The 23,352-nt window shown below is 41.8% G+C and carries 22 protein-coding genes and 1 pseudogene; 15 read left to right on the forward strand and 8 right to left on the reverse strand.

Annotated features, from left to right (window positions below):
- Positions 1-343: 343 nt before the first annotated feature.
- Positions 344-1,126, reverse strand: a complete 783-nt coding sequence (locus C8D97_RS10120; protein ID WP_109763665.1) for a SprT-like domain-containing protein — start codon at positions 1,124-1,126, stop codon at positions 344-346.
- A 280-nt stretch (positions 1,127-1,406) separates the two neighbouring features.
- Here C8D97_RS10120 and C8D97_RS10125 point away from each other — a divergent pair, with 280 nt between their 5' ends.
- From C8D97_RS10125 to C8D97_RS18030, 10 genes and pseudogenes are all read left to right on the forward strand, one after another.
- Positions 1,407-4,481, forward strand: a complete 3,075-nt coding sequence (locus C8D97_RS10125) for a Tn3 family transposase (protein WP_109763666.1) — start codon at positions 1,407-1,409, stop codon at positions 4,479-4,481.
- A 244-nt stretch (positions 4,482-4,725) separates the two neighbouring features.
- Positions 4,726-5,061: a hypothetical protein gene (locus tag C8D97_RS10130; protein ID WP_109763667.1), complete on the forward strand. Its 336-nt coding sequence runs from the start codon at positions 4,726-4,728 to the stop codon at positions 5,059-5,061.
- A gap of 76 nt (positions 5,062-5,137) precedes the next feature.
- Positions 5,138-5,332 (forward strand): hypothetical protein, encoded by a 195-nt coding sequence (locus C8D97_RS10135; protein ID WP_109763668.1) that lies wholly within the window; start codon positions 5,138-5,140, stop codon positions 5,330-5,332.
- Positions 5,329-6,567: a TolC family protein gene (locus C8D97_RS10140; protein WP_245411427.1), complete on the forward strand. Its 1,239-nt coding sequence runs from the start codon at positions 5,329-5,331 to the stop codon at positions 6,565-6,567. The genes C8D97_RS10135 and C8D97_RS10140 overlap by 4 nt, the downstream gene beginning before the upstream one ends.
- A 15-nt stretch (positions 6,568-6,582) precedes the next feature.
- Positions 6,583-7,893 carry an efflux RND transporter periplasmic adaptor subunit gene (locus C8D97_RS10145; RefSeq protein WP_109763669.1) on the forward strand — a complete coding sequence of 437 codons (1,311 nt, stop codon included), beginning with the start codon at positions 6,583-6,585 and terminating at the stop codon, positions 7,891-7,893.
- A 15-nt stretch (positions 7,894-7,908) separates the two neighbouring features.
- Positions 7,909-11,106: an efflux RND transporter permease subunit gene (locus C8D97_RS10150; RefSeq protein WP_109763670.1), complete on the forward strand. Its 3,198-nt coding sequence runs from the start codon at positions 7,909-7,911 to the stop codon at positions 11,104-11,106.
- 80 nt (positions 11,107-11,186) lie between these two features.
- Positions 11,187-12,083 (forward strand): cation diffusion facilitator family transporter, encoded by an 897-nt coding sequence (locus tag C8D97_RS10155; RefSeq protein ID WP_109763671.1) that lies wholly within the window; start codon positions 11,187-11,189, stop codon positions 12,081-12,083.
- An 8-nt stretch (positions 12,084-12,091) separates the two neighbouring features.
- Positions 12,092-12,460 (forward strand): DUF3703 domain-containing protein, encoded by a 369-nt coding sequence (locus C8D97_RS10160; protein WP_109763672.1) that lies wholly within the window; start codon positions 12,092-12,094, stop codon positions 12,458-12,460.
- 2 nt (positions 12,461-12,462) lie between these two features.
- Positions 12,463-12,781 (forward strand): annotated as a pseudogene (locus C8D97_RS10165) (YnfA family protein).
- The gene (locus C8D97_RS18030) at positions 12,778-12,984 is read left to right on the forward strand and encodes a hypothetical protein (RefSeq protein ID WP_146196130.1); all 207 of its coding nucleotides are present in this window, start codon (positions 12,778-12,780) and stop codon (positions 12,982-12,984) included. The pseudogene C8D97_RS10165 and the gene C8D97_RS18030 overlap by 4 nt, the downstream one beginning before the upstream one ends.
- Before the next feature lie 161 nt (positions 12,985-13,145).
- Here the strand turns inward: C8D97_RS18030 and C8D97_RS10170 are convergent, their stop codons facing one another.
- Positions 13,146-13,325, reverse strand: coding sequence for a hypothetical protein (locus tag C8D97_RS10170; RefSeq protein WP_170115210.1), 180 nt, complete (start codon positions 13,323-13,325; stop codon positions 13,146-13,148).
- Between the two features lie 217 nt (positions 13,326-13,542).
- Here C8D97_RS10170 and C8D97_RS10175 point away from each other — a divergent pair, with 217 nt between their 5' ends.
- The 3 genes from C8D97_RS10175 to C8D97_RS10185 are packed head-to-tail and all read left to right on the forward strand — an operon-like array spanning position 13,543 to position 15,294.
- Positions 13,543-14,112: a hypothetical protein gene (locus C8D97_RS10175; RefSeq protein ID WP_109763674.1), complete on the forward strand. Its 570-nt coding sequence runs from the start codon at positions 13,543-13,545 to the stop codon at positions 14,110-14,112.
- Entirely contained in the window at positions 14,109-14,522 is a 414-nt protein-coding gene (locus C8D97_RS10180; RefSeq protein WP_109763675.1) for a hypothetical protein, read from the forward strand. Before C8D97_RS10175 ends, C8D97_RS10180 begins: the two co-directional genes overlap by 4 nt.
- Positions 14,515-15,294, forward strand: coding sequence for an ImmA/IrrE family metallo-endopeptidase (locus C8D97_RS10185; RefSeq protein WP_109763676.1), 780 nt, complete (start codon positions 14,515-14,517; stop codon positions 15,292-15,294). The genes C8D97_RS10180 and C8D97_RS10185 overlap by 8 nt, the downstream gene beginning before the upstream one ends.
- A gap of 42 nt (positions 15,295-15,336) precedes the next feature.
- Here the strand turns inward: C8D97_RS10185 and C8D97_RS10190 are convergent, their stop codons facing one another.
- On the reverse strand, positions 15,337-16,479 hold the full coding sequence (locus tag C8D97_RS10190; RefSeq protein ID WP_109763677.1) for a tyrosine-type recombinase/integrase: 1,143 nt from the start codon (positions 16,477-16,479) through the stop codon (positions 15,337-15,339).
- Positions 16,480-16,666: 187 nt separating this feature from the next.
- Here C8D97_RS10190 and C8D97_RS10195 point away from each other — a divergent pair, with 187 nt between their 5' ends.
- Positions 16,667-17,647, forward strand: coding sequence for a DNA-binding protein (locus tag C8D97_RS10195; RefSeq protein WP_109763678.1), 981 nt, complete (start codon positions 16,667-16,669; stop codon positions 17,645-17,647).
- Between the two features lie 256 nt (positions 17,648-17,903).
- On the opposite strand, the gene C8D97_RS10200 is transcribed toward C8D97_RS10195, so the two are convergent.
- A complete protein-coding gene (locus tag C8D97_RS10200; protein WP_109763679.1) occupies positions 17,904-18,980 on the reverse strand; it encodes a Vgb family protein in 1,077 nt (358 codons plus the stop codon).
- 277 nt (positions 18,981-19,257) lie between these two features.
- On the opposite strand from C8D97_RS10200, the gene C8D97_RS10205 reads away from it, so the two are divergent.
- Complete coding sequence (locus C8D97_RS10205) at positions 19,258-19,872, forward strand: hypothetical protein (RefSeq protein ID WP_146196131.1); 615 nt, start codon at positions 19,258-19,260, stop codon at positions 19,870-19,872.
- A 22-nt stretch (positions 19,873-19,894) separates the two neighbouring features.
- On the opposite strand, the gene arsJ is transcribed toward C8D97_RS10205, so the two are convergent.
- The 4 genes from arsJ to C8D97_RS10225 all read right to left on the reverse strand — a co-directional run bounded on the left by arsJ (position 19,895) and on the right by C8D97_RS10225 (position 23,135).
- Positions 19,895-21,139, reverse strand: a complete 1,245-nt coding sequence (gene arsJ / locus C8D97_RS10210) for an organoarsenical effux MFS transporter ArsJ (RefSeq protein ID WP_109763681.1) — start codon at positions 21,137-21,139, stop codon at positions 19,895-19,897.
- A 12-nt stretch (positions 21,140-21,151) separates the two neighbouring features.
- The gene (locus C8D97_RS10215; RefSeq protein ID WP_109763682.1) at positions 21,152-22,153 is read right to left on the reverse strand and encodes an ArsJ-associated glyceraldehyde-3-phosphate dehydrogenase; all 1,002 of its coding nucleotides are present in this window, start codon (positions 22,151-22,153) and stop codon (positions 21,152-21,154) included.
- A 27-nt stretch (positions 22,154-22,180) separates the two neighbouring features.
- Positions 22,181-22,507, reverse strand: coding sequence for an ArsR/SmtB family transcription factor (locus C8D97_RS10220; RefSeq protein WP_109763683.1), 327 nt, complete (start codon positions 22,505-22,507; stop codon positions 22,181-22,183).
- A gap of 73 nt (positions 22,508-22,580) precedes the next feature.
- Positions 22,581-23,135: a cold shock domain-containing protein gene (locus C8D97_RS10225; RefSeq protein ID WP_245411429.1), complete on the reverse strand. Its 555-nt coding sequence runs from the start codon at positions 23,133-23,135 to the stop codon at positions 22,581-22,583.
- Positions 23,136-23,352 lie beyond the last annotated feature (217 nt).

A 23,352-nucleotide genomic window follows, 5' to 3' on the forward strand; every position in this document is an offset into this window, starting at 1 on the left:
GTCTTTGTAATTCCTATTGGTAATAGGGAATATAAGCAAAAAAAGGTGCTGTCAAGAATACTTAAAACCTCATTAACACCAAAAACTGAGAATTAACGGTTAATGGATGCTCTCTACCATTTGTCCACTTATAGATCTAATGAACTGGCTATGAGTACGGATGAATCGACATTTACTGTGTTTTATATAACCAATGATCACTTTATATTTTGTGTTCTCACTTTCAATGAGTTTGATTATGTCCGGGTGAATAGGTGAGTGATTTTTACAAAAGTTAATGCAAGATCTTTTTGATAGTCACTCGATAGATCTTTATACATTCTTCTCGTTCTATGGAGAGGTTTTAACGACTAAACTCAAAGGGGATTTCACAATCCAAACACATAATATTTAAGTTGGCCTTACCCCAAACCTTTGCGTGACAACCTGGACATTCATAACTTTGCTTTTTCCTCTGGGACTCAGGAGGTGAGTAAAATGTATCTTCAGGAAGGAGCTGTTCAAAAGTATTCTCCAGTAGCTGAAGCTCACCTTTACTGATTTCTAATTGACTATCACCAAAATCTGACTCAGGTAATAAATATTGAGTATGCTTCGATTGATTTGACTCGTCATTCAGTGGTGATAAACGAGGCTCAACGGTTAGTCGGTCAATCCAAGGAATATTGTATTTTTCATTGCCAAGCAATTGATGACAGGCTTTTAGGAATCGACCATTTTTAATTGGGTAATCAGTCATGCTTTCACCGGTTATCGCACCACCGGGCTTTCCTGTATTGGTCGGTTGTAGTCCAATCTCCATCATCTTCTCAGCCCATTCAATATTGTGGTACATGCGTCTGCCTGGTTTTCCGAAGCAATATTGCCAGCAATGAACCATTTCATGAACAAGCGTTTCAAGCACATCTATTATTCGGGATTTACCAATATGTGTCGGATTAATAGCGATTTCGTGGCATTGCTTACCTTCTATAGAGGTCCATCGATCTGGAGCGAAATATCCAAGCACACCTTTTTGTCGTTGTACTGTGAAAATAACATCTGGCAGCGTCCCACTGAATAGGCTCTGATTGAAATGCTCATAAGCAGATTCTAAAGATTGATATAACGCATCCGTAGGTTTCATTCGTTCTCTCAAAGGATATTTACCTTGAATATTAGTCGAATTGGTTACGCTTCTCAATAACCTTTACCAGCCTATTTTAAACCGTACGAACAAACATAAATAACAATTAAATCATATAGATAGCGTTAATTTCTGAGTGAATTTCTATTTTAGAATGCTAGAGAGGTGTATGTATTTTGACCATTATTTTGGATCGTACGATCCAAAATCCAACAGTCTATTTGAAAAAAGCGAGGGGAATCGTTAGATTCAACAATAAAAATAAAGGAAAAAGAACAGCATGGCAACCAGCTTTCAAATTCTTACTAAGGGAGAAATCGATAGTATAGAAAGCCCACCAAACTTCTCTCATGAAGAACGGATCCGATATCTTCAACCCTCAGGAGCGGCAAAAACCTATTATGACAACCTGAGAACCGACAAAAGTAAACTGAGCTTTTTATTGCAGCACGCCTATTTTCTCGCAAAAAGTCGTTTCTTCGACTCAAAGCTATATCGCAGTAATGATATTCGGATAGCCATTAAACAATACCGTCTTTCTAAGCTTTATAACCTTAAGTCCGCAGAAGAATTAGAGAAGTTAAAACAACAATTAGGAGGCGATACAGCCAATCGTCACCGTACACCATTACTGGAGTATTTCGGTTGGCAGGCTTGTGATGATGACGAATGGCATCGCATTGAACATCACTGTAGTTGGCAAGCGCAAAAAAAGATTGGCCCTAAAGAGATGTTTAAGACTGTCTACGATTTTTGTTTGGAACAAAAAATTGCAGTTCCCTCTTATTATCGGCTTCAAGGGCTAATCTCCAGAGAGTATCGACGCGTTGAGAATGAACTTTTAGAGCAAATAGGGCAATACCTGACAGAAGAAGAAAAAACTAATATAAGCTCACTGGTTTATAAGACTGGTAAACATTACACGTTATTGAATGAAGTGAAATCGATTGATCAGTCATTAAAAACAACATCACTGAATGAAAATGCTGAAAAAATCAGGTTGTTAGGTTCATTATTTTATCCATATGTTTCTGTGCTCGAAAAAATGAAGCTAAACGATCAAGCAATTGATTACTATGCCAACTGGGTGATTAAAGCGAGAACCAGTCAAATACGACAAATGAAAGACGATAGAAAAAAGTGTCTCTATCTTTTAGCTTTCATAAAAATGCAGTTTTGTTTGCGACAAGACGCAGCAGCTCAGGCATTCATAAAAGAAGTTCGTTCAAAACTCAATGCAGCAAAAAATATGTTATTGGAAAAATCTCTTGAGCAGAGACGAAAAGATTTTGATGCCATTAAAGGCGCGGTTGATTTACAAAAGCAATTCCCGATTTTTTGCCAGTCTTTATTGGGTATCGTTGAAGATTCGACCATGTCGGATCAGCAGAAGCTTCAAAGGATCCGAAATCAGCTCATCACTGTTATTGGTCAACAAGATGATGAGTTTGATAAACGCACCAAGCGTTTAGACTCCATGGTTGAACGAGAGTCGAAGGAGGCTTTGCGGTATGAGTTGCTAGAGCAGGTATCTCGAAAGCTTCAACTTAAGCTAACGCCCTTAATTAAAGTGATGGAGTTTGATTATGAGTTCACCCGGCCATCTTTAAAACTCGCTATAGAAACTTTCAAAACAGACTCGGGGTTCCCGACAGGATTTCTAACGAAAAAAGAAAAGGCCGTCATTTATCAAGGTGAAAATAAGCTTCGAGTCTCACTTTATAAGACGCTTTTATTTTCTCATATGCTCGATGCCTTAAAATCAGGTGAGTTAAATTTAATATGGAGTTTTCAGTTCCGTTCGCTTAAACGTTATTTAATTCCACAGGAGGAGTGGAAGAAAAATAGAAAACAATTTTTGTCTGTGCACGGTATGGAAGGTATGCTTAACGGTCAAAGATATTTGGATGATTTGGCGAAGAAGCTTACTGCTACCTATCTCCGGGTCAATAAGCATTATGCTAATGGCGATAACGGTTATTTAAAAATGAATCCCAACGGGAAATGGAATCCAAAAACCCCGCCAATTGACTCACTCAGCAAAAAGTTTGTCGGCGAGCAGTTAATGCAAGAAGGGAGCATTCCTGTTCTACGTGTATTGCGAGAAATCAATCAATTTAATGACTTCGTTACTCTTCTGACCAGTCACAACCGGAGAAATAAAGTACTTCAAGCCAACCCTGACGTTGCATTTGCTGGGATTATTGGTCTTGGATGCAACATTGGACCGAGACAAATGGCCGCTCGTTCTCAGGGGATTGAAGAGCACGAATTGGTTGACTTGGTGCAATGGCGATTGTCCATCGAAAATTTGCAGAAAGTAAATGACAGTATTACTGATGCTATAGGGGAACTGAAATTACCGATCGTTTATAAGATCGAGGAAAATAAAATTTACTCAAGCAGTGATGGTAAGAAAGTTCCTGTATCCGTTGAATCCTTAATTGCCAATCGTTCGTTTAAATACCTCGGCAAAGGTTCGGGCGTTTCTGTATACAGTTTCGTCGATGAAAAACAACGACTTTTCCATTCCATGGTATTCAGTCCTGGTGATCGTGAAGCAACCTTTATGATAGATGGGTTAATGAATCAACGATGCTCTACACCGCGATTACACACCACCGATACGCACGGTTACACAGAAGCGGTTTTTGCGACCACTCATTTACTGGGTTTTGCATTTGCTCCGCGTATTCGAGATATCGGTTCTCAAACATTATCCTCGTTGGATCCGCTGAATTGGTTTAAAGGGGATAGAGAGCACATTCGGCCCAAATATAAAATTAACCGAAAAATAATAGAAGACCAATGGGATGACATTTTACGGTTTATAGCAACAATTAAATCGGGCCGAGCAACAGCCTCTCAATTATTCCATCGACTTAACTCTCATGCGAAAGATCACCCGTTATACCGTGCATTAAAGGAGTTCGGAAAGGTCATCAAGAGCAACTTTATTCTTAATTACTTTGACGATCTTGAATTTCGACAAAACATCCAAAAGCAGCTCAACCGAGGCGAGCTCATTCAAAAGTTTCACAGTGATGTATTCTGGGACCGAGGCGGAGAATTTCATGTGGGTACTATGGAAGAACAAGTTAAATATACGCTATGTCGATCAATCATTGAAAATGCCATTATTTACTGGAATTACCTTTATCTCACCACTCGAATTGTCGAAACTAAGAATAGAGCTGAGAAGGAGGCTTATATCGATGAGCTGACGAAGGGCTCCGTGATTACCTGGCGGCACATCAATTTCCATGGAGATTATGATTTCACAAAACATGTGAAATCCCGTATGCCATTTAATAAACATAAAATAGGAAGAGCTTGGATTCCAAGCATGAAATGACACATGTAATGAGAATATAGTTTCACCATTGATCTCGTTATAGTGCGAATGCGTGGCTACTCTGTAAATTGCGAGGCCAATTGGAATAGAAGGCCTTTTCATTTCAGGTTTAAAATAAGCGGAATTATGATTGAGGAAATCTATGAAACTTAACGCAATTTTGATAGTCTACTGACTTCACCAAAATCGTTATTCTTTTCTAAGTAGAAACTCTGAGATGTTATACAAGGCCTTGGCATACATAATGATTCTTCTGATTGCTGTGCAATCGGTTGTAGCCGTTGTGGACTCTCATCAACTGCATCAATCAGGCAGTGAGCATCTAAGTTTTGAACATTCTCATGACCAGCCAGGTAATAAATCTACACCTGATAAAATTCGTATTCAAGCTTTGCAACAAAGTGATCTAAACAATTTTGACTGCCATCACTGCTGCCATTGTCATGGTGTTGCTCAGCTTTTCCTCCCAACAGTTAATGATAATTCTTTGCTCGCCCATTTAGGCAAAGAGGTTGTTGGCTACCTCAATATTTACTTATCATTTCGAGGCTCTCCCGATAATCCTCCTCCTATTAGCTAATCGGTAGTTTACTTTTTAGTAATCGTCAAAGCGGCTCGTTTTGACGAATCGATTCGTTTGATAAAGAGGAATTCTTATGAAGAAACATCGTGTTTCTCAGTTAACGTTCGCCTGCGTGACGGTTATTGCGTGGGTTAATGATCAGTTGGCTGTAGGTCTTACATTGGTGCTGCTTAAGGCACCTATGCAATTGCAAAAAAACATCAAATTTTCTTACTTCCAACAAGTGATAAGTACGATCCACACACGTTTTACAGGAGCATCACTATGATTCGGTTTAATAGGCCTCTCCGGCTGTTTTTAGCCACCTGTATGCTTACGTTTCCACTGCTTAGCCATGCTAAACCTTCTGAATGGGAGGTTTGGCTGGCCTCCCAAATACAACAACACCCTGAGGTGATCGCTGCTAAAGAGCAATGGCTCGGCTCCAGCGCCAATGCCGATGCAGTGGAGCAACCACTCTACAATCCGGAGTTATCCTCCGACGTGGAGCGAATAGGTGAAGAGGATAATTACCGGTTGGGTATTCAGCAAACCATTGACTGGAATGACAAGCGCGGGATCAGACAGCAACAGGCGAATTATTTACGCAAAGTCGCACATGCGTTGTTCCAGCAACACTTACTGAACAAGACTTCTGAAGCAGTAGTTGCACTGATTGAATGGCGTGCTGCTAATCGTGCAGCCGCTATTGCGCAGTCTCAGGTTGAGCAACTTAACGCTTTGCTTGAGCTGGTAGAAAAACGCCAGCAAGCCGGTGATCTGGGCAGTATTGATGCAGAACTCACTTTTTTATCCTTATCACGCCAGTTAGCACAGGTAGCGGAAGTGGAAGCTGAATTACAAAAGTCTGAATCAAGAGTTAGAGAACTCCTGCCACAATGGTCGCCAGAGCGCGGGGGGATCCCTGATGATTTTTGGACGTCTCAGCCAAACACAACGACCGAACAATCCTTACTTAAACATCCCATTGTCGCGAGCGCTCATGCACGTTGGCAAGAGCTTAAAGAAAAAGCCAAAGCGACACGGCTCGACGCAAAAGCGGATCCCACCGTTGGTTTTAATGCAGGACAAGATGGTGGTGAAAGTATGATCGGGCTGACTTTTTCCATCCCACTCAATGTGCGGAATGATTTCAGTGCTGAAACCCGAGCCGCAGATCGCACCACGCTTGAGGCGGAAGCTCTTTTTCAGGCGAAATACCGCAAACAACGTTATGACTGGCAAGCCTCACTGGCAGCCTGGCAACGCTTTGAACAACAATATGAGCGGTGGCAATCGGTCGTACAGGGCCGTATCGAAAATAGCGCAAAATTACTCGAACGCCAGTGGCGAAGTGGTGATCTATCCACCACAGATTATCTGCTGGCGCTGAGTCAACGCTCCGAAAGTCTTCTCGCAGGTATCAAGCTAGAAAAACAGACGCGACTCGCATTTACTGAAGTATTGCAGCAATCGGGTCAACTTTTGGATGTGACCATGCCTTCCAAAACGTCAACGAATTAAACAGGAACAATGAATATGAACAAGTCAATTATAACGGTTGTCATTTCAGCAATTGTAGCAATCGCAGCGAGTCATGCCGCGGAGCATAAACATGTAAAAGCAAGTTCGGACGTGCCTCAAAGTGAAAAAGAGACTCTTCACGATCATCCTAAGAAAAACCAGACGGATGCAAATGTGAATACGCCAAATACAGAGCATAAACACAATGAAGAATCAAAGAGTCTTCACAATGAAAAACACGATGATCATGACGATGAAAACCAAGATCAGCACAACGAAGCAAATCAAAGCAGTGAACATGATGAACATTCAGAATCCGCTTCTGCATCGCTAAACCCGGCACAAATGACCTTGGCGGATATTCAGGTGAGCCGGCTCACTCCTCAAAAAGTTGATTATCAGTTGTATGCGCCTGGTGAAATTCTATCCAATGGTTATACCAGCTATCGGGTTTCTCCACGGGTTGCGTCCGTCGTATTGCGTCGACATGTTGCGTTGGGCGATCACGTTTCAAAAGAACAACCTCTTGTCACTCTGTTTAGCGAGAGGGTTGCACAAGCACAAGCGGCTTACCGTACCGCTCAACCGGAATGGATAAGAGTGCAAAAACTCGGCCGTAAAGCGGTTGGCGAGCAACGTTACATCAGCGCTAAGGCTAACTTGGAGCAAGCCAAGGCGACGCTATTGGCTTACGGTTTATCCACGGCCGATCTGGAGTCACTTTCATCACAACAGTCTGTGGCGTTGGGAGAATATACTTTGCGTGCCGAAATCGATGGTGCAGTACTGAACGATGATTTTGAACAGGGCCAGCGAATTGAAGCCGGGGGATCTTTAATTGCTCTGGCAGATGAGAAACAGCTATGGGTAGAAGCTCACCTGCCGGCCAATCTTGCGCTAACTTTAAGCGCGGGAACACGGGCTGAAGTCGTCACCGGAGAAACGCGTATGACCGCTTTGGTTACACAGGAAGCACACACCATCGATCCAGTCACTCGTACCCGCACCGTAAGACTTTTAATGGATAACCCTGAACACCGTCTACATTCCGGCCAGTTTACTGAAGTTTATTTCCGTTTTCGCACGGAAAAACCTGTATTGGCAGTTCCTGAAACGGCTTTGATGCGAGGAGCGGACGGGGATTGGACCGTTTTTGTTGAAGATCATGACGGTGAATTTCAGCCAATGGAAGTCGAGTTAGGTCGAGCATTGGGATCGTTACGTGAAATCACCGGTATTGAGCCGGGAGCACAAATCGTCACTCGAGGGGCTTTCTTTGTTGCTTCACAGATCGCCAAAGGCGGCTTTGATCCACACAACCACTAAGCAGTAGGAGACACCATGTTTAATCGAATTATCGATTGGGCGGTTACCAACCGATTGCTGGTGGTATTAGCCCTTATTACATTAACGGTCAGTGCCGTTTTTATTATTCCCAGACTGAATCTGGATGCATTTCCAGATGTGACCAACGTGCAAGTATCCGTTAATACGGAAGCACCCGGACTCGCCGCAGAGGAGGTGGAACAACTCATCACTTATCCGATTGAAGCGGTGATGTATGCGCTACCCGATGTACAAGAAGTGCGTTCCATTTCCAAAACAGGACTGTCGGGTGTCACTGTGGTTTTTGAGGAAGGTACCGATATCTATTTCGCCCGGCAACTGGTGTTTGAAAGACTACAGGCCGCCAAAGAGCTTATCCCGGAAGGGGTTGGTACGCCAGAGATGGGGCCCAATACGTCTGGTCTCGGTCAGGTTTACCAATACCTGCTCGTCGCTGATCCCGATGCCGGCTATGGCGCTATGGAGTTGCGCAGTTTGAATGACTGGGTGGTTAAGCTGCTTTTAATCCCGGCTGAAGGCGTGACCGATGTACTTTCTTTTGGCGGTGAAGTTCGTCAGTACCAGGTCAATCTGAATCCCTCCCGACTACTGGCCTACAGTCTGACTCAGGACGACGTTATGGCTGCGCTGGAACGCAATAATACCAACGTTGGCGGCTGGTATATGAACCGGGGTCAGGAACAACTGGTGATCCGGGGAACCGGTTGGCTGGATCATGGAAAACAGGGGTTAGATCAACTTCGTCAGGTTCCACTAAAAACGGTCGACGGCACCACCATCACCGTATCCGATGTGGCGCAAGTGATGTTAGGCAGTGAGATCCGCCAAGGTGCTGTAACAATGACACGAAAAAGTGCCGATGGCACAGTGAAAAATCTTGGCGAAGTGGTGTCTGGGATCGTACTCAAACGAATGGGGGCCAATACCAAAGCCACCATTGATGGCATCAAGGCAAGGATCGAACGAATTAACCAGGCACTACCGGAAGGGGTGAGTTTTGAAGCTTATTATGATCAGGCCGATCTAGTCAGTAAAGCCGTTGCGACGGTAGCCAATGCCCTGTTGCTGGCATTTATCTTTATCGTCGTGATCCTCATGTTATTTCTGATGAATTTACGCGCGACCTTTTTGGTATTGATTTCCATACCGATCTCCATCGGTATTGCCTTGATGGTGATGTCGTGGTTTGGACTGTCGGCCAATCTGATGTCCCTGGGCGGGATCGCCGTCGCCATCGGCATGTTAGTGGATGGCTCTGTGGTGATGGTTGAAAATATGTTCAAACATTTAACCCACCCGGATGCCGAACATGACGCCCATCGACAAGCAATGGTGACTTCCAATAATAAAGATCCGGTTGATGCAGAGCGTGATCGTCATGGTATCGCCCTACGTCTGCAACAAGCAGGCAAAGAAGTTGCACGTCCGATATTTTTTGCCACAGCCATTATTTTGGTGGTGTTCATGCCATTATTCAGCTTTGAAGGTGTTGAGGCAAAAATGTTTCAGCCCATGGCCATCAGTATTATGTTGGCTATGCTCTCCGCGGTATTAGTGGCGTTAATTATCGTGCCGGCTTTGGCAACCTACCTGTTTCGAAGAGGTGTACGTCAACGCGAGAGCTTTGTTTTACAACCACTCGATCGGCTCTATCGCAAAGGGTTAACCTGGGCCATGAAAAACCGAAAAATGGTGGTGATTGTTGCTGCTGTCATGGCCGTCTCTGCCGGGCTGGTTCTGCCACAGTTAGGTACTGAATTTGTGCCGGAACTGGAAGAGGGGACCATAAACGTGCGGGTTACACTTGCGCCATCGTCCAGTTTAGATACCGCATTGGAGGTAGCCCCCAAACTGGAGGCTATGCTGATGGAGTTCCCAGAAGTAACCTACGCACTATCGCGTATTGGCAGGGCCGAAATTGGCGGCGATCCTGAACCAGTCAATAACATTGAGATTTACATTGGTCTCAAACCAGTACCGGAATGGACCAGTGCAGACAATCGTTATGAACTTCAATCCTTAATGGAACAAAAACTTGAGCAACACCCTGGATTACTGTTCAACTTTTCACAGCCCATTGCAACCCGTGTTGACGAGTTGTTATCCGGTGTTAAAGCACAGCTTGCGATCAAATTGTTTGGGCCTGATCTTCCCGTGCTGGCCGAAAAAGGCCAGGCTATAGAGACGGTGGTTAAAACAATCGAAGGTGCCCGAGATGTGGCCATGGAACAAATTGCCGGTGAATCGCAACTGGTGGTAAAGCCAAATCGACGTGCATTGTCGCGCTATGGACTGGCGGTGGGCGACGTAATGCAATTGGTACGCGAAGGTCTAGGTGGAGCGAGTGCGGGGCAAATTATTAATGGTAATGAGCGATATGACATTTATGTTCGACTTGCCGAACGGTTTCGTGCGGATCGTGAAACCATTGCTGATTTGCGGTTACAGGCACCCAATGGCGCTTGGGTACGATTGGGAGATGTAGCCGAAGTGGACATTACATCTGGACCGCCACAGGTACGCCGTGATGATGTGCAGCGCCGAGTGGTGATTCAAGCTAATGTTCAGGGACGAGACATGGGCAGTGTTGTCGCTGATATTCGGCAAGCAATAGGCGAACAGGTTGTACTCCCCACTGGCTACTCGGTTGATATCGGAGGCCAGTTTGAAAACCAGCAACGCGCGCAAAAACGTTTGTCGTTGGTGGTGCCAATATCCTTAGGTTTGATCGCTTTATTGCTTTATTTCGCCTTTAGTTCCGTTGGCCAGGCCATGCTGATTTTGGTGAATGTTCCTCTGGCCGTCATTGGCGGTGTCTTTTCACTCTGGATTTCAGGACAGTATCTGTCGGTACCCAGTTCAGTAGGCTTTATCACGCTTTTCGGAGTGGCCGTACTGAATGGTGTCGTAATGGTGGAAAGCATCAATCAACGAATTAAGGACGGCCTAAAGGTTGAGGAAGCTGCATTTGATGGTGCCGTTTCAAGGTTACGCCCTGTGTTGATGACTGCCATCACTTCGGCGCTCGGTCTGATCCCCATGTTACTGTCCAATGGTGTTGGAGCTGAGATCCAGAAACCGCTGGCCAGTGTGATAGTTGGTGGTTTGGTAACGGCTACGTTTTTAACCTTATTTGTCTTACCAGTACTGTTTGCCTGGTTTTCAAAAGGTAAATTAAAAGACATGGCATAGCTGTTGAAAGTGCAGAGGAGCCTGCGCCTTTATTAAATGAGGCCAGGCTCTTTTAAATAATAAAACTTTAAGGAATTCTTATGCATCAACACAATCATTCACACTCTCACGTGGCAAACTCCCGTATCGGTTGGGCATTTTTCCTCAATGTCACCTTTACCATTATTGAGTTTATCGGCGGAATACTAACCAACAGTACCGCAATTATGGCGGATGCGGTTCATGATTTGGGAGACAGCCTATCTATTGGATTTGCCTGGTTTCTGAGTAAAGTCAGTGAGAAAGGTTCAAATTCAGAGTTCACCTATGGTTATCGACGTTTATCTTTACTTGGCGCTTTAATAAATGGATTAGTTTTAATTGCTGGCTCAATTTGGGTTTTAACGGAAGCGATCCCAAAACTATTGCAGCCAGAAATGCCGGTTGTTGAAGGTATGTTAGGTTTAGCGGTATTGGGCGTGATAGTGAATGGCGTAGCGGCCTACAAACTCAGTGAAGGTAAAACGCTTAATGAACGGGTACTAAACTGGCATCTGCTGGAAGATGTGCTGGGCTGGGTCGCGGTATTAATCGTATCCATCGTCCTTCTTTTTGCTGACTGGCCGATTTTGGATCCTGCACTGTCGATTCTTTTCACTCTCTATATTCTAATCAATGTAGGAAAAAACCTATGGCACACTATTAGATTATTTTTGCAAGCTATCCCCGATAAAGAGCTGTCAAAATCTGTTTATGATAATTTGAAAGAGCTCGAAGCCGTAAACAGTATCCACCACTTACATCTGTGGTCACTGGACGGAGAGCATCACGTGCTTACAGCGCATCTTGTTTTACAAGACGCTCTGTCGTTAGAGCAACAAGCCGAGCTTAAACAATCCATAGCAGAGCGACTTGGTAAATTTGAGCTAGAACATACGACCATTGAACTTGAATTGAGTGACGAACAATGCCGCGATGAAAACAAAAGCCAGGAATAAAATATCCGATGAAAAACTTTACCAAAAATATAGCACCCTATGTGCAGCAAGAGATCCAAAAGTCTGTTGATGCTCTCAAAAGTGGACCCCCCGAGGAAGCCTTTTCTTATCTCGAAAATGCGCACGTACTTGGGCAAGCATCGACCTACTGGCATGTAAAAGTGCATTACTTAATGCTCAAGTGGGGCATCAAACAAAAAAGCGCTCGTGAAATATTTGGGCAAATATTTAGGATTATTGGGGCAGCATTATTAACAAAGCTCAAGGGCGTTCCTGAAGGTAATACTGGAGGGAGTAATGTGAGCGCTGTAAAACCGATGCCAATAAATCCAAAATTTTCAGAAATAATTGCGAAAGCAAAAAGGAGAGGGCACTAAAAATAATAACAACACTTGGGTTATTCATTATTACAGCAGTGGCTGAAATTATAGGGTGCTACCTACCCTACCCTATTTATGGCTCAGAAAAAGCGGGTCGGTATACTTACTCATTCCTGCTGCGGTGAGTTTGGCTTTGTTTGCCTGGCTGTTAACGTTACACCCAGCCGCCAGCGGACGCATATACGCCGCTTATGGAGGTGTGTACGTAGCAACGGCGCTTGTCTGGCTTAAATCGAGCTGACAAAGACGGACTGGTTAGGGGCAGGCGTTGCGTTAACCGGGATGGTCATCATTGCTTCGAATTGGCACAGTGAATGAATTTTCTTAGGTGGAGAAATAACATCCCAAATCGATACAGTCAGCAGTGGAAACAGGCAAAAGTCTCTAAGTCAGAACTTAAACGAGTTGAGTATCGAAATAGCTGGATCATTACCTATACGTCAGGCGATAACAAGTCGCTGGACATAATAATGACCAGCTCGGGTGACTTTATTCCACATGAAGAGCATAAGGTAGAATAATTGATAAAGGCCCATTCGGGCCTTATAAATCGGCACCAGGCTCTTTAACTGCTTCAATTTCTCGAATGACATTACGTCTTGGAATACCTTTACGACGACCAATGTCATAGTGTTCGCTGCGTCCGTCCACCATCATTGCACTCTCTGATTTTTAGTCATATTTACTCCTTATCTTGCATGACAAGCATTTGAACAATAATAACAACCATCAAATTGGTGACCTGGAAATCGGCGTTTTGCTTCAATGATTGCGCCTTGGCAATTGTAATGGAAGCCAAGATCAATTCTATTTGATGGGGTTGGCATATGAGAGCAAGTACAGTCGTTTCGATGTACTTCATGTTCTCCCGTACTTTGGGGATTTCTGTTTACAATATAAAAGGGCATATTTATTACTCCTAAGTTTATGAATTTCGACAATTTTGATATTGTCGAATAATTTGCTTATATATATAGGCGGATGGTAGTGCTTTTTTGGACAGATGAACGAAAAAAAGTTAAGTAATGTCCAGAACAAGGTGGAACGCCGCCTACTTATAACATCAAGGAGGTTAACCTGTGGAAGCGAGTGACAATGATTTTTATTCGGTGGAGCATGCCGCTTCAGCAATTGAAAATCTTACAGTTAAGGATGTTCTTAAACTTCGTCTTTTTATTAGAGCTAGATTATTTGTCGGTTCAAGAGAATTAACTGAAGATGAACTGATTTCTGAAGCCGTTTCAAGGACCCTAGAGGGAGTCAGACGCTGGAATGGTAAATATACGATTGTTCAACACTTGATCGGTGTTATAAAAAGTATCTCCTCTGATCAACGACGTAAGAAAGGAGCACAGGTAGAAGTGATGGTAGAAGACTTGGGAAGTGAGATGGCTCTTATAGAGTCAACGGTTTCTGATTCCGATAATAATACTTTCGATATGCTTCACCATCAAAAAACCATTGAGGCCATTTTCAATGAATTTAAATGCGATGAGGTTGTTCGGTCAGTATTAACTGGATGTCTTAATGGAGAAAATCGAGCAGAAACGATCATAAGTGCGAATTTAAGCGAAAAGCAATATGATGCAGCAAAAAAAAGAATCACAAGAAAAGCACTACAGATGAATAGAGAAGGTCAAATACTATGAGCAAAGAAAAATCTTTTGAAGAAGCCCTGCTAGATTTGCTCGAGGACGAAATCTTATCTCTTAGTGATAGTGAGCTTAAAGAGATATATGGCAGTGATAATCTGCAGGCTACTGCCGATTATCAATCAACTACAGCCTTAATTGATGAAGAGTTGACAAAGCATAAAAAAAATAAGCTGGTTCAGGCTCGAAGAGAAATCAATAAAAATAATGAGCGTAAAGTAAGGTTAAAGAGCAAATCTAAACGATTATCTGACGCAAAGGAGTTTATTATTCAACTTATGTTGAACAATAAAGTACCTGAAGGTCTAACACTTGCATTTCGTGAAGGAGAAGATATACCAGATGAAGAAATTGAAAGTATCATTGAAGACCTTAAAGATCTCGGTATAGATGTAGAAGATGAGTAGAAAAGAAATTGAAAATCTGTATCAAAATGAGTTGGCGATCACCGCTCCTTCCGAAATTGACATTGAAGCCATCGCCTATTTCAAAGGAGCGGTAGTCAAATGGCGCCCCTTAAAAGGATGCGAAGCTAGAATTGTTGGTTTTGAAGATCGAGCAATAATCAGTGTCAACTCAAATTCGAGCTTGGAGAGAAACAGATTTTCGATTGGACATGAGCTTGGACACTGGTTTAAACATAGAGGTTCTGTCGGAAATTTATGTCAAAAAAAAGATGTTCAGCCTAATCGAACATCACTAACAAAGTCCGTATCTGGAAAAGAAAAGGTTGCTAACGAATATGCCGTAGAATTTTTAATGCCTTCCTATCTTTTTTTGGAGCATATTCGAGGCAGTGATATCTCTTTCGATATAATAAAATCGATTAAAGATACATTTAAAGTTAGTCTGACTGCTGCTGCTATCCGCTATATAGGCTTTTGTGAATTTCCTGTTATTCTTTGTTGCTATGGGCCATCAAAAAGAAAGTGGTTTCACCGGTCAAAATATGTACCCGATTACTTCTTTCCAGTTCGTGCAATGCCAAAAACAATTTCTGGAAATGATTTTTCTCACTCGCAGCAAACTTCCCAAACGCCAGTTGAAGTCGATGCCGATGTGTGGATTGACGTTAATGGTGCCGAACAGCACGAAGTTATTCAGGTAATCTGGCCGATAGGCAGAAGTGAAAAAATGGTTTTTATTTGGTGGAAAGATGACTGGCATTCGTCTTCTTAATGCGGTGCTCTAACAACATAATTTGTATTAATACTCATCAACCTAAGGGTTATGACTTTTTACGGAGTTATGCCATAGCTCTTCATCTGAGTGTACATAGCGAGAAGTAGTGTTGATATCCGAATGTCTAGCTGTTTGTCGAATATGGTGTAGATCAACTCCCTGATCTGCAAGGTGAGTCATGGCAGTATGGCGCATCCAATGTGTCGAGGCTTTTCTTAATTTAAAAGCATATTCAGGCTTTTCGAACTCAAGTGAATCGGCAGCTTGACCGAAAATCTTTTTAACGATTCGATAAATCATATTAGACGATATACCCTGACTTCCTTTAACGCTCCTTAAAACAGAAGCGTGTTCATCCAACTTGGGTAAATCTGATAAATCTAAGAATCGACGATAGTCGATAAGTGCAGAGAGCATTGAATCATTAACGGGTACTTTATCGCGCTTGTTGCCTTTACCCAGAATATAACACCACCATTTGCCTCGACTTTCTCGAAAGTCGCTCATTTGCAAGTTCGCAACTTCGCTGACTCGTGGGCCGAGCAGATAGAGCAAATGAAACAAAAATCGGATACGGGCTTTATGTTCTCGCTCGCGCAATGATTGTTCTGGAAGGCCTTCAATAAACTCCCAAACATAATTCCAGAGCTCTTGTTCAAGGAATCGCTCGACCGTGTTTTTATTCGTAGACTTCGCTTTTTTCCGACGAAGTAACTTAACCGGGTTACCTAATAAATAGCCGGCGTCCGACAAATATCCAAATGCAGCGCCAATGACGACTAATGCCTGGTGCCGACTGGATTCGCTCAAAGGCCCTAAAAACGGCCGCCATTCATCGGAATGCCTCGGTCGCCGTGGACCACACCATTGATTAGTGGGAGTAGGGGAGACAAGAAATTCTTCGTATGCTCGCAAATCATCACGACTCAAACTCGAAAAGGGTTTATTCAAGACCAACAAGCTCCATAGTAGAAGCCTCTCAATCTCTTTACGGTAGTTACGGTAAGTTTGGGGGGAGTCTTTGAATTCCTCGAGCCAACTGTTGAGTGCTTCTAAGTCGTTATGCGCATCAATCAATAGCCCATTACCGGTATTACGATTGGTACCATAGGTACCATCGAGCTCGGTACCCAATTGTAAATGCTCTAAGGGTAGGGGGCGTGTAACAGATAACTCGCTCATCTTATTGTTTTTACTCAGAAAAATAGTCTCGTTGTTTCAGTATATAGGATTCTTCATTTAATTCAAGATTAGTAGAATAATCATGAATTATTGGTATGTATCATATTATTTTATACGTATTACGTAACATGATATATAATGATAAAATAAGCATTATAATCTATTTAAAGTGTTCAAAGGATTAATTATGGCTCGCCCTGGCGTCAGTTACGAAGAAGCTAAACAAGTATTTACCTCTATCCTGATACAGGGAGAATCTCTGAGTATCCAACGAGCACGAGAGTCATTCGGCTCTGGCAGTAATTCAACCTGGCAGCAACACTTGACTAAATTTCGTGAAGAGCAAAAAGGGAAATCCATCCGTACATTACCGGAAAGTTTTCCGGAAGAGCTCGTTCCTATGTTTGAACAGTTGTGGATGAAAGCAAACGAAGCCGCTGAAAAACGGTTTGAGCAAGAAAAGGCTGATAATAAAGACAATGAAAACGCTTACAAAGCTGAAATCTCTGAGCTTGAGTTAAGGATTAAAAAATCACAGGACGATTTAGCGAGTGCTCAAGAAACAATAGACACTTTAGAAGAAGCCCATACACATCTCGATCACACGCTAAACGAAAAGGAACAGCAATTCATACGCATAAATACGAAGAATAATGCTCAAATTGATTCATTGATGGAGAAAAACGAAGAACTATTAAAGTTACACGATGAACAGAAAACTATAAATAAAAGCCTAGTATCACAGCACAAAAGCTCAATTGCGTCTCTTGATTCAAAGTTAAGCAAGGATATTAGCCGATTGGAAGCAAGTGAAACTAAATGGATGAATCTCTACGATGAAGCTAAACAAGAGACCAAGCAACTGAACGAGAAACTAGAGCGATCAACTAAAGAAAATACCGCGCTTAAATCCATCGAAAAGCAAAAAATCCAACTTGAAACGTCACTAAACAATACCGAACGACAGCTCGAAAAACTAGAGTCCAAACTAGCCAAACTAGAAGATAAGCACATCCAATTGCTCAGGGATAACGAGTCGTTAAAGATCCAACTCAACGCTGCCAATGAGTCGAATGGAAAGTTACTTTCAGAGAATACGGACATTCGATCTAAATTAGCAACGTTAACTCAGGAAGTCTCAAAGTTTAAAAAGAACTCTTCAAAATAAAATACAAGTCAAACCTCTAAAACAACTAAATCCACAATTTAGAAGATCTAGGTAAATATATTTAAATCAAATAGTTATCGCTAACTGTAGTAAATTTTCCCTGAATATGCACGGACAGCCTAATCTAGACTAAGGCTACTGCGTATAATGCATATTATGTTAAATTGAACACATTTAAATAAACCGAGCTTAATCAGTTAGTTACCCCTTTTAGCTCGGTTTTGCTTTATTACGTCTAATATTAATCAAACAAAATTCAATCAGTAACCTTTTCTGACGGCTTTGCTTTCATAATGTAACCGATATCAACACCAAACCAGAAACTGTTAGTAGCCGGATTAAAATAAGTGTGCCGTATATCACCGCCTTCTTTTACTACTGTATGACTAACGAATGATTCTTTATTGGTATCAAACCCAACCAGGTTATTCGGATAAGGTCCGGTTTCAGCAAACCAGACAACGTCATTTTGATCCAACGCTGTCGCGTATGGTTGTGACTTGTGACCTGCAGGTGTCAGCCATTCTTTAAAGGATTTTTCCTCGGGATTATATCGACCCAGATAGCCTTTTGCGTAATCCACATACCAGATATTGTCGTTTGAAGTAATTTCGAGTCGGCGTGGTCTGGCTTCTTTACGTGGCAAGTCAAACTCAGTTAACGCCATAGTCTCAGGATTTACGGTGGCTATTTTATTGGTGCCCACCAGCACTGACCATGGAATGCCTTTTGAGTTAAGTTTAATGCCATAAGGTCTTGAGCCGGATTCCGTCATAGCAACATAGCGAACATCACCGGTTTTTGTATTGAGGTGCCCAATAACGTTACTGTGTTGTGCAGTAAACCAGATGTTTTTCTCATTATCGAAAATAAGTGTGTGGGGATCTTTAATGGCCTCGGGCATTGGATATTGCTTAATTTCACCACTGTTCGGATTAAGCTTACCAATATGTGCGTTTCTATTTCCGGCGTACCAGACAAAGCCAGCCTTATCGACAATAAGGTTATGAGGATGACTGCCATCAGGCACTTCAAACTGGGTCATTTTTCCAGTTTTAGGATTTAGCCGGCCAATATAATTGTCGGCCTGACCACAAAACCAGACCATGCCATCTGGCGCGACAAAGGGATCCCGTGGCCGACCGCCCCATTCGACTTTATAACTGGTTAACTCAACCAGTGAAGGTAAAGAATCTGGATTTACTTTATCATTTATAAGAGTTGGTTCTTTTGCGGATATTGGATTTAAAACAAGCAATAAAAAAATTAAGGGGGCAGTGATGGCTGTGATACGCTTTACCCCAAAAGGGTAATTTGAACGTTGAGAACACATACGACTTAACTCCTTTTTTAGTTTATAAACATGCAGTTACCTACTCTAGTTAAAGTAAAGTATTAACCATTGTTAGCACTCTATAAACAACATAGTGAGGTAATTTAATGTAACAATCAATAGTCCTATTGTCGCCCGATAACAGAAGTTAAACTTAACTGAGATAGAGATAAATAACATAGTGAAACAGATATTTTTAGTCATTTGCTTGATATTGACACCGTTAACCGGTGCCAACGAATCGACACACAAAGCAAACTACCTGGGTACTCATGGGATGGTATTATTAAAAGGCAGTGGTGGTGAGTTAATAGTAAGTCATCTGCCCCTTTTTCACCGGCCACATGACTATCAAATAATCTACCGAGTAGAAGCCAGCAATAATCAATTAAGACAACTAGATTTTTTAAGTGCCGAACAAGACGATTTAATAACGCTGGTACCCAATAAATTTGATCTGATGCGATTAATTAATAAAGAACAATTCAACATTACTGTGGATGTCTTTCGAGGACACTTTGAACGTGGTGGAACAAAATTATTTCAAACAAACATAACCTTTAAGAGTCCACTTTTTATTCGAAAGATAAATGCATTCACAGGCAAAGACAAACCAACATCACCTTTGTCAAAAGAACAATTCAAAAAGGTAACCATCAATAACAATCAAGAGCTCTGGGTTCATCTTATTGATCGTCAACCATCCTTTGATGCACTAGTATTTAATAAAAAAGTAGAGCGTAATAAGAAACCTTTTGGTAACCATTCTTCTGAAAAAGACACAACAGCCTGTACAGGTGATGGGCTAATAACCCGAATAAACATATCTAAGCTTTTAGTTAACTGCTTTAAACAGGCACCCTCTTATATTGAAGTTAACGATTTTAAGTAAATATAAGTTTATTTTTTATGCCTTACACAGTTGAACTAGAATTTTGAGAGTTAGAATCTTGAGAGTTAGAGTCTTCGAACTTTAAAGCAAGAGTAATTAATACCGTGACCATTAAAAAGCTGGCAGAAATCGATATACAGGCAACCAGACCAAAAAACTGATACACAACACCCGATAAAACGGTACCCACAAGTCGCCCCATTGCATTGGCCATGTAATAGAAACCAACGTCCAGTGAAACGCCTTCATCGGAAGCAAAGTGAACAATCAAATAACTGTGCAATGCAGAGTTGATGGCAAAGGCAACTGCGAATATTAATAAACCAATAATAATCACCCAGGTGACATCAAAGTAATCAAAAGATAAAGCAATTGCAGCCGGTACCAGAGTTAATACACTGGCCCAGAAAATAAGCAATGATTTGTTGTTAACTGATCGAGAATTTGAACTATTTTTACGATGGGTGATGCTTGGCGCAATGGCTTGTACTATGCCGTAACCTATAACCCAGCAAGCAAAAAACGCCCCTACTTCAGCGTGAGCCCAATTCAGTTGTTGTGATAAAAACACAGGTAAAGCAACCACAAACCAGACATCACGGGATGCAAATAAAAACAGTCGTGCTGCTGAAAGTATATTGATGGAATGGCTTTTAGAAAAAATGTCTCGGAACTTGGGTTTAAAACGCGCTTTTCCGATATCTTGTTTTAATAACAATATGCTTACTATCCAGACAGCACTTAAGACTATCGCCATAATGAGTATGGCACCTTGAAATGAATAAGCTGTTAATAGTGCTCCGCCAATAAAAAAGCCAACACCTTTTAAGGTATTTTTTGATCCCGTAAGAAAAGCTACCCAACGATAAAGTTTTGATGAATGACTCGAATCAACCAGGGATTTAATCGCGCTTTTTGCGCTCATTTTATTGAGATCTTTGGCAATCCCAGAAACGGCTTGTGCTGTCATCACCCAGGGGATCAGTAAGTATTGTTCTGGTAATAACAACATGGACAACGCCATTATTTGTAAAAACAGACCAATATTCATGGTTTTATTTAAACCAATGCGCGCACCAAGCCAGCCGCCTACTAAATTAGTAACCACACCAAAAAACTCATAAAACAAAAACAGCATGGCCACTTCGAGTGCGCTATAGCCTAACTGGTGGAAATGTAAAACCACCAGCATGCGTAAGGCGCCATCAGTGATAGTAAATGACCAGTAATTAAACGTAATGATTAAATACTGTTTTAAAGCAGTCATAAATACGTTCGATTATTGAGTAATATATTTTGACAATTCAGCCACACGATTGACGTAACCCCATTCATTGTCATACCACAAATAGAGCTTCAACTGAGTATCATTAATCACCATGGTTGATAATGCATCGACTATGGATGAACGAGGATCGGTTCGATAATCAATTGATACCAGTGGCTTAGTTTCAAAGCCTAACACACCTTTTAAAGGACCATTGGCAGCCGCTTCAAGTGCATCATTGACTTGCTCGATGGTTACTGGCTTTTCCAATTCAAACACACAATCGGTCAAGCTCGCATTGGCTAGAGGTACGCGCACTGCGTGACCATTTAAGCGCCCTTTTAATTCGGGAAATATATGAGTAATGGCGGTAGCCGACCCTGTCGTTGTTGGGATCAAACTCATGCCACAGGCGCGGGCACGACGTAGATCTTTATGAGGTGCATCTAAAATGGTTTGAGTATTGGTTAAGTCATGTATGGTTGTCATACTGCCGTGTTTAATGCCAAAGTTTTCGTGTATAACTTTAACAACAGGCGCAAGACAATTTGTGGTGCAAGAGGCTGCTGTCACTATAGAGTGTTTAGCAGAGTCAAACTCATGTTGGTTCACGCCCATTACTATATTTTGAACGCCCTCTTCTTTAACCGGTGCTGTTACCAGTACACGCTTTACTCCTTGATCAAGATAAGGCTGAAGCGCTTGCTGGCTTTTAAATTTACCGGAAGCTTCAATTATCAACTCACAAGCTGACCAGTCAGTCTCTTCAACTCGACTATTTTGTGTCACTTTGATTATCTGTTGATCAATAACTATTGTATTTTCTTTTGCTTCAGCATATTTGTGCCAGGTACCGTGTACCGAATCAAAATTCAGCAAATGCGCACTGGTTTCTGCGTTACTGGCAGGATCATTGATTTGAATAATGTCAAAATATTGATCATCGAAAGCCGCTCTTAAAAAAAGCCGCCCCATTCGACCAAAGCCATTGATTCCAACTTTAATTTTTTTCATAACGGTTACAGACCCTTAACACTGATATTAACAATTGAGTTGAAGCTGTTGCGCCCGCTTTAGATCTCCGAGCATGGGTTCGTCATTGCCAAACGATGATAAAAAGCTCTGAATGACGGAGGTAAAGGGGTGTTGTTTATCTAATGCATAAAATACCCACTGGGCACGTTTGCTCGACTTTAGCAATTGATGTCGGTTGAGATAACCGATATGGCGAGAAATAACACTCTGTGGCAGCTCTAAAATATCGATAAGCTCACAGACACAGAGCTCATCAAACTGGCATAACAGTGACACAATCCTTAGGCGGACAGGCTCAGATAAGCATTTAAATAATTGACTGTGTTCAGACAAAGCAAAACCCCTTATATTTGGCCAGGCAAATATAAGGGGTTTTGAGATAAATGTCTAATAGAAAATAAAAGTATTAACTATTATCGTCAGATTTATCTTTATTAAAAATTTGACGCTTTTGAGTGGGTGCAAGCTCAGTTGGCGTTACCAGATATGCCTGAAGCTTGCCTTCATCCGAAACCCGAGCTTTAAACTCAACTTGCTGCTGCTTGATTAGATACTTAAAGCCATCAAGCTGAATTTCAGAATAGTGAAAAAATGCAGGGACTTTAAATTCTTCACAGCGAATAAAGCCATAGCCTTTTTCACGATAATAATTTTGCACGATACCTTCATAGGTTTTGCCTTCTTCTACTTCAGGCACATAATTTGGATCAACATCGGGTTGATGCGGTTTATGCTTGGGATTGTGCTTATTATCGTGTTGATGACGTTTTTTCTGGTAGCCATGGCGTGGCTTTTTGGCTTGAGGTTGATGATCATCTTCTGTATGACCAAAATTACCTTCTACATATTGTTGCTGCGGATAATCAGTATTTCCATTTTGCTGATGTTTCTGCTTCTTTTTTGTATTACCGTTTTCCTGTCGCTTTTTATTGGCGACCATAAATTCGTGGCTCGTTAACATATTAGTTTAGGTTCCGACCTGAATAAATTAGGTTAATAAAGAGAAAAACATTAGGATTTACAGTGTAAGTTTAAGATGTGTTAGTGAATTTATCAATTTTATAACCATTAAAATGTGTATTTTTTCGCCAAAAACAGCATAATCAATAGGATAATCGCTTTTATCTATAGCTAAAAATTGCTTTTAAACAAGCTATAAATGCATTTACGACATTATC

Source organism: Pleionea mediterranea (genome assembly GCF_003148745.1).
GTDB lineage: Bacteria > Pseudomonadota > Gammaproteobacteria > Enterobacterales > Kangiellaceae > Pleionea > Pleionea mediterranea.